Origin of the sequence: Mesorhizobium sp. M0139, assembly GCF_040322455.1 — a bacterium.
In the GTDB taxonomy this organism is placed as follows: domain Bacteria; phylum Pseudomonadota; class Alphaproteobacteria; order Rhizobiales; family Rhizobiaceae; genus Mesorhizobium.
The window spans coordinates 246,106-259,094 of sequence record NZ_JAMYTN010000006.1; the positions used below are offsets into that span (position 1 = coordinate 246,106).

11 protein-coding genes are annotated in these 12,989 nt (G+C 60.2%); 5 read left to right on the plus strand and 6 right to left on the minus strand.

The genetic code is table 11. The features are described from left to right. Window positions 1-39 precede the first annotated feature (39 nt). The 6 genes from NKJ58_RS12735 to NKJ58_RS12760 form a co-directional block, all read right to left on the minus strand. Window positions 40-1,221 (minus strand): arabinose transporter, encoded by a 1,182-nt coding sequence (locus tag NKJ58_RS12735; RefSeq protein WP_352560278.1) that lies wholly within the window; start codon window positions 1,219-1,221, stop codon window positions 40-42. Between the two features lie 39 nt (window positions 1,222-1,260). Further along, on the minus strand, window positions 1,261-1,689 hold the full coding sequence (locus NKJ58_RS12740) for a lipocalin-like domain-containing protein (protein ID WP_031204691.1): 429 nt from the start codon (window positions 1,687-1,689) through the stop codon (window positions 1,261-1,263). Window positions 1,690-1,752: 63 nt separating this feature from the next. Continuing rightward, the gene (locus NKJ58_RS12745; RefSeq protein ID WP_352853219.1) at window positions 1,753-2,769 is read right to left on the minus strand and encodes a zinc-dependent alcohol dehydrogenase family protein; all 1,017 of its coding nucleotides are present in this window, start codon (window positions 2,767-2,769) and stop codon (window positions 1,753-1,755) included. 25 nt (window positions 2,770-2,794) lie between these two features. Further along, window positions 2,795-3,190, minus strand: a complete 396-nt coding sequence (locus tag NKJ58_RS12750) for a (R)-mandelonitrile lyase (RefSeq protein ID WP_023682960.1) — start codon at window positions 3,188-3,190, stop codon at window positions 2,795-2,797. A gap of 19 nt (window positions 3,191-3,209) precedes the next feature. Next, on the minus strand, window positions 3,210-3,680 hold the full coding sequence (locus NKJ58_RS12755) for a cyclophilin-like fold protein (protein WP_352853221.1): 471 nt from the start codon (window positions 3,678-3,680) through the stop codon (window positions 3,210-3,212). Continuing rightward, a complete protein-coding gene (locus NKJ58_RS12760; protein WP_352853223.1) occupies window positions 3,677-4,867 on the minus strand; it encodes an MFS transporter in 1,191 nt (396 codons plus the stop codon). The genes NKJ58_RS12755 and NKJ58_RS12760 overlap by 4 nt, the downstream gene beginning before the upstream one ends. 150 nt (window positions 4,868-5,017) lie before the next feature. On the opposite strand from NKJ58_RS12760, the gene NKJ58_RS12765 reads away from it, so the two are divergent. The 5 genes from NKJ58_RS12765 to NKJ58_RS12785 all read left to right on the plus strand — a co-directional run bounded on the left by NKJ58_RS12765 (window position 5,018) and on the right by NKJ58_RS12785 (window position 12,966). Then, on the plus strand, window positions 5,018-5,911 hold the full coding sequence (locus NKJ58_RS12765) for a LysR family transcriptional regulator (RefSeq protein WP_352853225.1): 894 nt from the start codon (window positions 5,018-5,020) through the stop codon (window positions 5,909-5,911). Between the two features lie 1,234 nt (window positions 5,912-7,145). Beyond that, window positions 7,146-8,723 carry an argonaute/piwi family protein gene (locus NKJ58_RS12770; protein WP_352853272.1) on the plus strand — a complete coding sequence of 526 codons (1,578 nt, stop codon included), beginning with the start codon at window positions 7,146-7,148 and terminating at the stop codon, window positions 8,721-8,723. After that, a complete protein-coding gene (locus NKJ58_RS12775) occupies window positions 8,720-9,955 on the plus strand; it encodes a PD-(D/E)XK nuclease domain-containing protein (protein ID WP_352853227.1) in 1,236 nt (411 codons plus the stop codon). Before NKJ58_RS12770 ends, NKJ58_RS12775 begins: the two co-directional genes overlap by 4 nt. Before the next feature lie 60 nt (window positions 9,956-10,015). Beyond that, a complete protein-coding gene (locus NKJ58_RS12780; protein ID WP_023819967.1) occupies window positions 10,016-11,446 on the plus strand; it encodes a hypothetical protein in 1,431 nt (476 codons plus the stop codon). A gap of 464 nt (window positions 11,447-11,910) precedes the next feature. Next, window positions 11,911-12,966: a LacI family DNA-binding transcriptional regulator gene (locus tag NKJ58_RS12785; RefSeq protein ID WP_352853229.1), complete on the plus strand. Its 1,056-nt coding sequence runs from the start codon at window positions 11,911-11,913 to the stop codon at window positions 12,964-12,966. The last annotated feature ends 23 nt before the right edge of the window (window positions 12,967-12,989 follow it).

Genomic DNA, 12,989 nt, shown 5'->3' on the forward strand with positions numbered 1-12,989 from the left:
CTATGAGCGAACCTCATGCAGACGGCGCCGGCGAGCTGTCTACAATGGAGCGTTACGGCGACCCAGCAGCAGAGCGATGCCCAACGCCGGAAGCGTTGCCGCCGCAACGGCGAAGAAGACGAATTGCAGCCCGGTCGACGCGGCGACCAGGCCGAGCGCCGGACTGCCGAAGCCGAGCGCCACGTCGAGGAAGACGGTATAGAGTCCCATTGCCAGGCCGCGGCTGCGCGACGGAAGACGGCTTACGGCCTCGGCGCCGAGGCCGGGATAGACCAGCGAGTAGCCGAGGCCAGTCAGACCAGCTCCAATCGCGGCGACAACAGGCCCGGTCGCAAGCCAGATCAGCATCAGCCCTGCCGCCTCGACCGCGACGAAGATCACAGCGACGCGTGCGCCCCCAAGCCTGTCGGGCAGGTGGCCGAAGCACAGCCTTGCCACGATCAGCGACGCGGCATAGGCCGTGAAGGGAAGCCATACCGGCTGCCAGCCCCGCTCGGCGAAGAGCAGGGCGGCGAAGCCCAGAATAGCACCATAGCCGAGGCTGCTGAAAGCAGCTCCGACGCCAGGAAGCCAGACCGCTTTCGCCACGCTCCTCCACGACTGCGGCGCGCTACTCGCGACAGCGCTGGTGCCGCGCATCGGCAGGATGGCAAGCAGCGTCGCCAGCGGCAGGATGATCGTCGCGAGTGCGATCGCGGTGAAACCGCTCGCTGCATAAAGCGCAGATCCGGCCGGCGCTCCCAGCGCGAGCGCCGCAAACATCGCCGTGCCCACCCAGGCTATGACTTTTCCGGAGTTCTGTCCGCCCGCAACGGAGAGGCCCCAGGCGACGCCGCCGGTGATGATGAAGCTCTCGGACGCGCCCAGTACCGCCCGTCCGGCGAACAGCGCGGATGCGGACGCTACCGGCCGGTCGAGCAATGCCAGCGAGCCGAGGTAAAATAGCCCGGCAAGGGCAGCGGCAATGAGGCCGATGACGACGGCGCGCTTGCCGCCGCGTCCATCGGCATAGTTTCCAGCCCCGATGCGCGACAGCATCGAGGCGACGAACTGGCTGCCCGTCACCAGTCCCACTGCGAAGGGGCCGAAGCCGAGCTGCTGGTGAAGATGCAGCGGCAGGACGGGTAGCGCCAGGCCGATCAGCAGGAAGCCGGCGAAGACAGCCGCCATGATCGGCGCCAGTGCCGCCATCACGCCATTTCGGTCTGAAGTCCCCGCCATTTTGGCCATCGGTAGCACGTTGAAACCCAACTGTTCAGATCAGTAGCGTTCGTAGGTTACGCGCCAGCCTTCGGCCGGGTTGTCCGGCGTGAGGACCAGTTCGTTGTCCGAGACCTCGAATTTGCGTTTCATGCTCTTCCCGACAAGGTTGCGGACCAGGGAGGACTCGATGGTGATGACGAAGGTCTTGTCCTGGTCGTTGATGGCGACCGGCCCGTAATAGGCTTCGTAGCCATTCGCCGTGTAAGGCGTGTCCGGCGCCTTGGGGTCTGGGTTCTGCGCCTGCACCGAGAGGGTGCCGGCCTCGGTGAAGATGACCTGGCCGGAATAGGGCACGGGCTTCAGGTTTCCCTCTGCCCCGGCCTCGAGCGAAATCATCCGCCATGCGCCGATGATCGCGGACTCTTGCGAGAAAGCCGGCGTGGCGACCGAAAGCGCAAGAGCAAGGGCGGCAATCTTCAATCTCATCGTAATATGTCGTTGTTCCTTTTCTGAGTTGTGGGAGCGCACAGACCGTCCGCCCGATCTTGCTCACACCGAAAGCATGACCTTGATGGCGCGACGCTCGTCCATGGCGCGATAGCCTTCAGCGACCTCGGCCAACGGCAGCTTGAGGTCGAAGACCTTGCCGGGCTTGATCCGACCTTGCAGCACACGGTCCATCAGGTCGGGCAGGAAGCGGCGCACCGGCGCCGGGCCGCCCAGCATGCGTTTCTGGCCGAAGAATAGTTTTTGGCCGTCGAAGTTCACGCCATGCGGCACGCCGACATAGCCGATGGTGCCGCCGGGGCGGGAGCAGGCCAGCGCCTGGTCGAAGGATTCTCCCGTGCCGACGCATTCCAGCACGGAGTCCGCGCCGACGCCCTTGGTGAGTTCCTTGATGCGGGCCACGCCTTCCTCGCCGCGCTCGGCGACGATGTCGGTGGCGCCGAACTCGCGGGCGAGCTTTTGGCGGCTGGCGTGCCGGCTCATGGCGATGATGCGCTCGGCGCCCATCTCCTTGGCCGCAAGCACGCCCATCAGGCCGACCGCACCGTCGCCGACCACCACCACCGTCGATCCTTCGCGGACCTCGGCTGCGTCGGCCGCATACCAGCCGGTGCCGAGCACATCGGACACAGCCAGCAGGTCAGGGATGAGGTCGGCCGGCGGGACCTCGGTGGTGGCGACCAGTGTGCCATCGGCCAGGGGTACGCGAGCGTAAGGCGCCTGCGCGCCCGACATGAACTCGCGCTGCACGCAAGACGACTGGAAGCCGAAGCGGCAATGCGGGCAGGTATTGTCGGAGAGGCAGAATGACCCCACGACGAACTGGCCGGGGCGGACCGTGCGCACCTCTGCGCCGACCTCGACGACGATGCCGCAATATTCGTGGCCCATATGCATCAGCCCGGCGACCGGCTGCAGCCCGCGATAGGGCCACAGGTCCGAGCCGCAGATGCAGCTTGCCGACAGCTTGATGATGGCGTCCGTCGGCCGCATGATTTTCGGATCGGCGATTTCCTCGCAGCGTATGTCGCCCGGTTTGTGAAGAACGGTTGCAAGCATGTTGGTTCCTTCCGAGGGGAGAAGATCAGCCGCCGTAGTCGGCGTCGCTGACATGTTCCAGCCAGTCCACGACCTTGCCGTCCTTGACCTCCTGGAGGGCGATGTGGGTCATGGCGGTCCGAGGCGACGCGCCGTGCCAGTGCTTTTCGCCGGGAGCGAACCAGACGACATCGCCCGGATGGATTTCCTCGACCGGGCCACCTTCGCGCTGCACGCGACCGAGGCCGGAGACGACGATCAGCGTCTGGCCGAGCGGATGCGTGTGCCAGGCGGTGCGGGCGCCGGGCTCGAAGGTCACCTGTGCGCCTTGAACCCGCTCGGCGTCGAAGGGATTGAAGAGCGGATCGATCCGCACCGTTCCGGTGAACCAGTCAGGCGGTCCCTTGCCGGAAGGCCTGGTGCCGGCGCGAAGAATGTCCATGGTGATCTCCTTTGCGTCCTCAAATGCGTTCGATGCGAAGCGGGAATTTGCCGCGAATGTGCAGGGCCTGCTCGCCCTCGTCGAAGCGGCCAAGCCTGATCAGCCCCGGATGGCGGTAGTCGGCGTAGAACATGGCCAGGTTGCCCCACGGCATGAAATAGCACAGGTCATAGGGCTGCTCGTCGGCGAACGGACCGCTTCCCTCCTCGGTCAGCTTGCGCGGCAGATAGGCGATCTTCTCGTTATGGGCGTAGTCCTCGATTTCGAGGTCGAGCGGCAGCATGGAGAAGAAGTCGTGCGCCGACGGATTGTCGTAGAGCGTGGCGGTCATGGTGCGGCCGTTGAAAACCATCCTGATCTTCATGTCGGTGGGCTCCTGGCTGACGGGAGATTGGCCTTCCTGGCCGGCGGCTGTGCGAGGCAGGGCCGCCGCCGCGAGCGCGGCGCCGAGCAATGTCCGGCGGCTGAGCGGCGCACGTTCGATCGTCATGGGAAAGACCTCCGGGCCATATACGCTGCGGCAAGGGCGGCGAGCGCCGATCCGCAGAGCAGCACCGCGCCCAGAGTGAACGGTCCCCACCAGCCGACCGTATCGAACAGCGTGCCGCCGATGGCGGCGCCGCCGGTGATGGCGAGCTGGATGACGGCTACCTGCAACCCGCCGCCGGCCTCCGCGTCGTTCGGCAATGTTCGGCTGAGCCACGTGCCCCAACCGACCGGCGCGGCCATGCCGAAGAAGCCCCAGGCAACGACCAGCAGCGCTGTGGGACCCGGGAGTGTACCGAGGGCGATGAGCGCGGCGGCCAGCGCAGCCATGACCAGCGGGATGACGGTGAGGATGCTGAACAGACGCGTGCGCAAAAGCCGGCCGACGCACCATGTGCCGAGCACCCCCGCCAGCCCCATCGCCAGCAGGACCGCCGAGAGGGCGGCGATGTCGAGCCGGGTGACATTCTCGAGGAAGGGCCGCAGATAGGTGAAGAGCGCGAACTGGCCCATGAACAGCATCATGATCGACGCCATGCCGGTGGCGACGGGAAGACGGCCGAGCAGCGCCAGCGGATTGCCGGCACGATTCCTGCGGCGCGGCGGCAGCGCCGGCAGGCTTGTCCACTGCCAAGCCAGCGCCAGGAGGCCAAACGGCACGACGAGGAAGAAAGCGCCGCGCCAGCCGACATAGGCGCCAAGAAAACTGCCCAGCGGCGCGGCGATGGTGGCCGCAATGGCATTGCCGGCGTTCAGCATGGCGAGGCCCTTCGGAACCATGGCTTGCGGCACGAGGCGCATGACGATCGCGGTCGACATCGACCAGAACCCGCCGATCGCGATGCCGAGCAGCGCCCGGCCGACCATGAGGAACGCGTAGTTCGGGGCGAAGGTGACAGCCAGACCGGACACGATGAGGAGGAAGGTGAAGCCGGTCACGACCAGTCGGCGGTCGATGTGGCGCGTGAGGCCGGCGACCAGCAGGCTGGTCACGACGGCGAAAGCGCCCGAAATCGAGATCGCCTGTCCCGCCCGGCCCTCGGTGATGCCGAGATCGGCCGCTAGCGGCGACAGCAGGCTGACCGGCATGAATTCCGACGCGATGAGCACGAAAACACACAGCGCCATCGACAACACCGCGCCCCATGCGGCGCGGTCTTCGACCAGCCTCGTGTCGTACGTCGTTTCCATGACTGGCATCCTTGCAAGGCGACCGGGCGGATCAGCCGCCAATCCCCGTCGTGATGCCAGAAGATATTGCAGCGGAACCCATTCTACTAGACTAAGTAATTCGCATGGACTTATCGGCTCATGATATCAATGTCCGACGGGAGGTGCCCTATGCAGCGCGATGGCATGAAGGATCTGCTCTGGTTCGTGGCGGTCGCCCGCGAGCGCAGTTTCACCAGGGCGGCGGCAAAGCTCGGAACCTCGCAGTCGACCCTGAGTTCGACAATCAAGGAGCTTGAAGCTCGCCTTGGCGTCCGCCTGCTGACGCGTACGACGCGGAGCGTCTCTCCGACCGAGGCCGGCGAGCGACTTTTCCAATCTCTCGTTCCCCGCTTCGAGGAAATCGAATCCGACCTCGCAAGCCTGGTGGCCTTCCGCGACAAGCCCTCCGGAACGGTTCGCATCACCCTGTCCGACCATGCGCTCCAGACGACCGTCTGGCCGAAGCTCCAGCCCTTGCTCAACGACAATCCCGACGTGCGCGTGGAGCTCTACAGCGACAACGGCATGAAGAACATTGTGGAGGAGCGCTTCGACGCAGGCGTGCGGCTTGGGGAGAGCATCGACAGGGATATGATCGCAGTGCGCATCGGGCCGGATTGGAGGCTCGTGGCCGTGGCTTCGCCGGACTACTTTTCCCGCCACCCGGTTCCGGCCGCGCCCCAGGACCTGGTCGATCATGACTGCATCAATATGCGGCAGGCGACGTTCGGCGGATTGTATGCCTGGGAATTCGCCAGGGATGGCCGCGACCTTCGTGTGCGGGTGGAAGGCCAACTCACCTTCAATTCGTCCATTCCCATGATCGAGGCTGCGACAAGCGGTTTCGGGATCGCCTATGTCCCGGAAAACCTCGTCAGCCACCACATCGCCGATGGACGCCTCAGGCTCGTGCTTGACGACTGGAGCCCGCCTTTTGCCGGCTATCACCTCTATTATCCGAGCAGGCGACAGCTCTCCCCTGCCATGGCGGTGATCATCGACGCGCTCCGCCATCGCATCTGACCCCTGTTTGGGTCATGAAGCTGAGCTGGGTGAATGGCAGGTTCTACCTGGGCATCGCCCGGCTTCATGCTGCCGCTGGAGCAGGCGCTGCGCCGCCGCTGCGATTTTGTTGGTGGTCCAAAAAGGAAGAACGCGGAATCCCGACTGGGAAGCTTATGCCACCCGATCTTTTCGCCGGTTTTTCCGAACTGTTGAATTTTGTTTCTGGAGTGTGTCTGGGCGCGCGCGCTCAGAGATCGGCGTTCATCGGCGCTACGGCCGAGAGCCTGCTTCTCAAAGCGGACCTCGCCTCAAGGCATCAACCGCCCCGGTGACATCTCCGAGTGGACTGCGCCCTCCACTTCACCGGCAAAGAGTGCAAATGTTGTGCACCCCGTGGGTAAGTAGCCGTTATTCCTTGCTCCACGGTCTACGAATATTCTACTTTTGTTTCCATGTAGGTTATTTCTGACGGAAAGATTTCGCCAGAGGCTTGGTGGTTTTCGCCAGAGGCTTGGTGGTTGCAGAGTTCGAGGGGGTAGATGGTAGCGCTAAGACTGAATGGTGTTCCAATATTGTGCGCAGCAGACGTAACGGTCGCCGTCGCAAAACTACCCTACACCAAGGAATCTCTCGACGAGTTGCGCAAAGAACATGCGGGCCGATATTTAATCCGGCGCGGTGGTGATGACGGGCAAGAAATTATGTCGGTCCCGCTATTGGCCGACGCACCTCAACTCAGCGATGCAGTCGTAGAGGTAAAATTATCTGAGGCACATTGGCTTCTTGCGTCACTCGCGGTTGAAGCCCTGACTAGATTATTCACTGAGTTAGGTCGACCCATTCTGCGATCGAGGCCTTTACGCCTGCTATCCCAGAAGCCAGCCAATCTGTTTCCTGAGAATGTTGGGCTGCCTGACTGGCTTCAACGCCGCGTTGTCTTGGACCTCGAGACCAGAAAAATCTGGAGGCAAGATGGCGATCCTACACTTGTGTTGCTGTGCGATGTTCGCACACAAAACTTCATAGATGTCCCAACCGACAAGCTGATGGCGACCGGAGTATCGGTGATGGGGCGTTACGTCAGTCGCATGGTGTCGAGCGATGATCCCAGAATAACTTCACATCTAAAACTGGCCGGGAGAGTCATTTCCATTGAAGGCGATAGACTGCTTCTTGCCGACTTCGGTGAAGGCCCGGATTCAATCTCGATCGCTCACGCTTACCTGGAACGGCGGAGAGAGAACGTTGATTGGTGCGTGCAGCAACTGAATCCAGCGAAGGCTGGCCAAATCCTTATGTCCGTCAGGCTGAAGCCGCGAAGTTCTTAAATGGACCGGGCCGCTTTGAGCTCATCAAGCGGACTTTCGACTACCTTCGAACGCAGAGCATCGAGCTCGTTCCAGATGTCAAGCTTGAGCTTGGCGATCTGATCGGTATGGGTGCTGCACGTTGGCCTTTTCGGCAAGAAACAATCAAAAAACCAACTCTCGTCTTTGATCCTAGTGGCGTAAAAACAGACACGTGGAACGAGCGCGGCCTCGACAAGCATGGACCCTACGACCAACGCACCTTCTCCCCTAAGGAGATGAGAATTGCGGTCATTTGCCGTGAAGCAGATGAGGGCCGGGTCGAAGGATTTCTGGCGAAGTTCCTAGACGGAATGCCTCACGTAATTGTTGGCGAGAACCGAAAGCCGTATGAGAAAGGGTTCATTCGCCGCTTTGCCCTGTCTGCGCCAAAGGTCCACACCTTTACCGCTAAAAGCAGCTCGGTACCCGACTATCTCAATGCCTGCAGGGCTGCCTTAAAATTTGCGCATGACCAAGGGTTCGAATGGAGCCTGGCAATCGCACAGATCGACAAAGACTTCAGGGAGTTACTTGGCCCAGACAATCCCTATTTCGCAATCAAAGCTGCGTTTCTGAAGCAGCGTGTTCCCATTCAAGAATTGACGTTGGAGACCATGAGCACGCCCGATCGGCAGCTTGTCTATATTCTCAACAATATCAGTCTTGCGAGTTACGCCAAGATCGGCGGCATTCCGTGGCTGCTAAAATCTGGCCCGACGGTTGGCCATGAACTCGTCATAGGTATTGGCTCCCAGACAGTCTCATCCTCACGTTTGGGAGAAAAGCAACGGGTGGTAGGCATCACCACCGTTTTTACGCACGATGGTCGGTATCTACTCGACGATCGGACACGCGCGGTGCCATACGGTGAGTACGAGGCCGCACTTTCGGAGACATTGACGCGTGCTATTGAGCGTGTTCGCACTGAGGACAACTGGCGAAGCACAGACGCCGTAAGACTGGTGTTTCATGTCTTCCAGCAGATTAAGGACTACGAGGCAGACGCGGTAGGCAAGCTCGTGGAGAACCTTGGCTTCTCCGACGTGAAGTATGCATTCGTGCACGTGGTGGACTCGCATCCATACACGTTGTTCGACGAGCATATGCCCGGAGTAAAATTTGGATACGAGATGAAGGGTGCTTACGCCCCAGAACGAGGCCTTTGCATCTCGCTTGGAAGAGACGAAAGGCTCCTATCTTTCACTGGCAGTCGAGAAGTGAAACAGACGCATCACGGGCTACCAAGACCAACGCTTTTGCGCCTGCACAGGAACTCTACCTTCCGGGATATGACCTACATTGCGCGTCAGGCGTTCGATTTCGCGAACCACTCGTGGAGAATGCTGACACCGGCTCCACTGCCGATCACTATCCACTACGCGGAGCTGATTGCGCGCCTGCTTGCAGGCCTAAAGGACACGCCAGGTTGGGATGAGGACACCATGTTGGGTCCCGTTGGACGAACGCGTTGGTTCTTATGACTGATGAGCCAAACATACATGTCGAACTGCAGCAGCTAGCTAGCGACGATCCAAATCAGCCCGAACATGCGCGAGCCTTTTCGTACTGGATTCAAAATGATGTCTTCACTGGCGATTCCGTTCTGGATGCTGTGGCGACGGCCGCCGCGAGGGCATCGGGTCCTGACAGGCGTACGTCGCATGTTGCAGTGCTCGGCTACGCTGCTCACTTCGATCGTAAATTCACGGGCGCCTTTGTTGAAGGACTTAGGTGGCTTCAGGAACGAAGATATTTTGTAGTTGGTCGCCCGCGAACGTTTGAAGCTGATGGCTTGGCCCTCTTAGGCGTTGCAGTTGGAGTTTCGTTATTGCCAACACGCGACGCAGGCCAGTCGCATGCCTGGCTTGCGGACCTGGTTAGGAGGTCGCTGGTGGATGCAGCGGCGATAGACTGGAATGGATCTCTAATAAGCGCGGCGTCCGTTGTGCTAAAACTGCAAACGAATTCCAGGCCGCTCCCAGAACTGCTTGTCGCTCTTCAAGCAAAAGGATTGGCCGAAGCGACCGCTGATCAGAGACAGGAAGGGTGGCGTCACGCGTTCGACGTGAGAGGCAACGAAGATGGAATGTCGAGAGCATCGACGCGCGTTGCCGTAATCAATTTTCTTTCTCGTGATGCACCCGCTATTCGTTTCGACAAAGCAAGCGTCACTGATGTTGCCCGGGTTCTGCACGGGCTAGAGCGATCTTTGCGTCACTGGACATGGGAAGACAAGCCACGCACGCCGAAGTCGCAGGTCGCGCGGTGGGATGTGGAAAACGAGTACCACGTTCAGAACCTGCTCTGGGCCCTACTAGCTCCGATCTTTTCCGATCTTGATGACGAGGAGTGGCTAAAATCTTTGGGCCAGCACCATCCACGCGGCGACTTGGCGATCCCCTCACTCAGAACGATAGTGGAAGCTAAGTTTCTGAGGGTCGGGTCAGGACAATTCTCCAAAGTCATCCAGGAAGTAGCGGCGGACGCTACGACATACCTCGGAGACGGTAGTGGATATGATCACCTGATTGCCGTGGTTTGGGACGATCTCGCACGAACAGAAGAACATGCCGAGTTGCGTCGAGGCCTGTTAGCGCTGCGCGGCATCAACGATGCGATAATCTTATCCCGCCCGTCCTTCATGCGACGGATTCCCCTCGCATTGAAAAAGAAGCTGGATGGGGAAGCGGAGGAGAAGGTTGAAGAGACCTAGGCGCGCGCCAACTCTGAGACAAACTGACCAAAATGCAATTAATCTACTAGGGGACGTGGTATGAGCCAAATCGTCATAAAGAAATCCAGTGAGCTAATTGATCCACAGGCACAGCTCATTGTAAATTTTCTCAAAGAGATGGGGTTGCCGTACGACAACATTATCGCCGATCAGACGCAACGGGCTATCATTGGTGACAATATTCAAGGCCTCGTGGCGGCACTTCCGGCTGAGGTCAAGAAGGACGCCAGATATCTATCTCGCTTCGTTATAGGGGCGGGCATCGGGTTATTTGACTATTCCCTGAATGCCGTTTGGAATGAAGTGGTCCTCAATCTTCGCAAAAAGGCCGTTATGTACGGCCTTGACATCTTTTTTGACGGAGCAGTAGGCGGCAGCAAGGCGCGAGAATATTACTCGACTGAAGAGGATCTATCCTCCTTAAAGGACTCCGTGCTCTTAGACACGAGTCGAAAGTTGGAGCTCATATCCGATACAACCTACAAGAAGCTCAAACACATACTGGAAATGAGAAATGACACGGGCATTTCACATCCGAACAGTTACAGTATTAACGCCTACGAACTTCTGGGTTATTTGCAGAACTGCATTCAGGATGTTCTAAACGACAACCCTACCGAAGCTGCCCTGCAGGTTCAGGCGTTTATCAAGAACTTGAAGACAACGACTGGTGCGCTGGACAACGCCACAGCCCAGGGAATTGAGAAGCGTATTGCAGAACTTCCCAGCCACCTATGTGGGAGCCTGCTTCGCACTGTGTTCGGCATCTATGTCTCGGCAGACACCGATCCGGTTGTCCGCAAAAACATATCTCTGATAGCGCCCGGAATATGGAAGGCCTGTCAGGACGAGGCGAAATATAAACTTGGGATCGTACTCGAAGGCTATAACGTCAATCTTTACAAGGACAAACATGCCCTTGGCCAGCAATTCTTCGATGTCGTTGGCGGCAATGCATTTCGTTCGCCATCCGAGCGCGTCATAATCGTCGATGAGCTAATAACAGAGCTACTCGACAAGCATAACGGATGGGATAATTTCCATCACGAAGCCCCGGTCGCGGCGCAGCTATACTCGTACGTGCCCGACCAGGCGGCAATCTTTGACAATCTTTGCATGCGATTGTTCAAGGTAATATTGATGTGCCGGATCGGCCGCGGCGTTGCCTATCTAGAAGGCGTGTCACCGGGTGGCCGACGATACTATGATGCAATCCTCGCCATAGCAGGAGACAAATTTGCCCCGTACGTCATGGCTTCGCTCGGTCACTACGAGATCACGGCGAAACTCGGCAACCAACTTTGTCGCAAGCACGCAAAAGCGGCACTGCAAATCGTCCGAAAGACCGTGATTAATGCTCGCCTCATTGAATGTCTTGACTACTTGATTGCTAATATTGAGGGCACCGCAAGCTGCGTAAACAATGCTGAGTTCAGGAAGTTGTCCCAAGGGTACATAAACTGGCCGTAGCCGCTGCTAACCAGGCAGGCCGTTCGCTATCCGCTGCGCATCTTGCTGTCCGCAAAGGCCCGACCGCTCGCCCGCTCAAGCCAAAGTGCTTGACCTTGCGGTATTTCTGACGAACGACCGGTCTTGGGCAGCAAAGGCGGAGCGTGGACGGCCTATTCGGGTCGTTAGGGAATGGCAGCTTCCTGGCTGGATCGTTCCAGAAGCGCACCGTCTGCACTCGGCCCTAAGGCGCCATCAGAATGTCTGCTCACCATGACCGCTCCTAGCGCAAAGCGGTGATGACGAACAACCGCGTCGATCGCGTCGCCAACTCGCCACCCCCTTGCCATCGCCAAATTCTCATCCTAGTCTCCCGTTGAGAAAACCTTTTCCCAAGCCCACACCATACATCGACCACCCACCTCGACACGCTACAGCCCAGTAAGAGAAAACCTTTTCCCAGACCGAGGACCGACACCCGCAAAATGGCCTCCGACACGCCACCACCACCCAAACAACCCGTCACCCTGCGTGAAGTCGCGGCGATGGCTGGTGTCAGCGTGGCCACGGCTTCGAAGGCGCTGAACGGGCAGGGGCGGATGACCGCCGAGACGCGGCAGCGCATTCGCGAGACGGCGCAGCGGCTCGGCTTTCGCCCCAACAGCCTGGCGCAGAGCCTGCTGCGGCGGCGCTCCTTTACAGTCGGCCTGTTGACCAACGATACCTATGGCCGCTTTTCCCTGCCGGTCATGTCCGGCATTTCCGATGCGCTGGTCGATGCCGGCGTGTCGGTGTTCATGTGCAATGTCGAGGACGACCCGCGGCTGGCGCAGCTGCATGTCGAGGCGATGCTGGACAAGCGCATCGACGGCATCATCGCCAGCGGCAAGCGCATCGACCGCCATTTGCCGGTCGACCTCGCCAATCTCGGCGTGCCCGTCATCTACGCCTTCAGCCAGCCCGATCCCGATGCCATCGCCTTCGTCTCCGACGATGCCGGCGGCGCGCGGCTGGCGGTCGAGCATTTTTGCCGCCTCGGGCGGCGGCGCATCGCCCATATCAGCGGTCCCGAAAGTTTTGCCGTGGTGAATGAGCGGGCACAGGCTTTTCGCGATGTGCTGGCCGCGCACGGCCTGCCGGTCACCGAGCCCTTGCTCGGCTCGTGGTCGGAAGCCTGGGGGCATGAAGCCGTCGGAAAGCTGTTCGACGGCCCAACGCTCTTCAACAAGAAGGGAGAGAAACCCGACGCCGTGTTCTGCGGCAACGACCAGATCGCGCGCGGCGTCATCGATGCGCTGCGCGAGCGCGGCTTAGGCGTGCCCGGCGATGTGGGCGTCATCGGCTTCGACAATTGGGAGATCGTGGCCGAGGCGACCCGCCCGCCGCTGACCTCGGTCGACATGAACCTGGCAGCGCTCGGCCGCGAGGCCGGCCTCACACTGCTTTCGCTCGTCGGCGGCCAACCCGCCGCGCCGGGCATTCGAAAACTGCCGTGCCGGCTGGTGGTGCGTCAGTCATGCGGCCGTCCATTGGGCGGCTAGGAGAACGCGGGGCGCGATCTGGG

Coding starts and splice junctions, on each gene's coding strand:
- NKJ58_RS12740 (WP_031204691.1), bottom strand. CDS start 1,689: ATGAGATTGAAGATTGCCGCCCTTGCTCTTGCGCTTTCGGTCGCCACG.
- NKJ58_RS12755 (WP_352853221.1), bottom strand. CDS start 3,680: ATGACGATCGAACGTGCGCCGCTCAGCCGCCGGACATTGCTCGGCGCC.
- NKJ58_RS12765 (WP_352853225.1), top strand. CDS start 5,018: ATGCAGCGCGATGGCATGAAGGATCTGCTCTGGTTCGTGGCGGTCGCC.
- NKJ58_RS12760 (WP_352853223.1), bottom strand. CDS start 4,867: ATGGAAACGACGTACGACACGAGGCTGGTCGAAGACCGCGCCGCATGG.
- NKJ58_RS12785 (WP_352853229.1), top strand. CDS start 11,911: ATGGCCTCCGACACGCCACCACCACCCAAACAACCCGTCACCCTGCGT.
- NKJ58_RS12775 (WP_352853227.1), top strand. CDS start 8,720: ATGACTGATGAGCCAAACATACATGTCGAACTGCAGCAGCTAGCTAGC.
- NKJ58_RS12750 (WP_023682960.1), bottom strand. CDS start 3,190: ATGGACATTCTTCGCGCCGGCACCAGGCCTTCCGGCAAGGGACCGCCT.
- NKJ58_RS12745 (WP_352853219.1), bottom strand. CDS start 2,769: ATGCTTGCAACCGTTCTTCACAAACCGGGCGACATACGCTGCGAGGAA.
- NKJ58_RS12780 (WP_023819967.1), top strand. CDS start 10,016: ATGAGCCAAATCGTCATAAAGAAATCCAGTGAGCTAATTGATCCACAG.
- NKJ58_RS12735 (WP_352560278.1), bottom strand. CDS start 1,221: ATGGCGGGGACTTCAGACCGAAATGGCGTGATGGCGGCACTGGCGCCG.